The 232-nt window shown below is 68.1% G+C and carries 1 protein-coding gene; it reads right to left on the bottom strand.

The genetic code is table 11. The features are described from left to right. Positions 1-232, bottom strand: a 232-nt coding sequence (locus EOD29_RS35385) for an AprI/Inh family metalloprotease inhibitor (RefSeq protein ID WP_164764125.1), incomplete at both ends; no start/stop codon positions are given.

The following is a 232-nucleotide window of genomic DNA, read 5'->3' as shown; positions in this document are numbered from 1 at the left end:
GTCAGCTCGCCGACGCAGCCGCGCGTTCCACCGCGCGAACCGCTGCCGAGATTGGTCAGCGTCAGGAACATGTCGCAGCTGCCGTTGACACGCCAGCTTCCGACCATCGATTCCTTGGTGATATCGAGCGCATTCGCGGCCATTGCGCCGGGCTGGACGCCCGGCATCGGCGCCGTCGACGCTGGTGCAGCCGGAAACTGCGAGCTGCCGGTCGGCGGTGGAAGCTGCCCAC

It is taken from the genome of Mesorhizobium sp. M1A.T.Ca.IN.004.03.1.1 (genome assembly GCF_003997555.1).
Lineage (GTDB): Bacteria > Pseudomonadota > Alphaproteobacteria > Rhizobiales > Rhizobiaceae > Mesorhizobium.
This window is presented reverse-complemented; position numbering and strand designations above follow the sequence as displayed.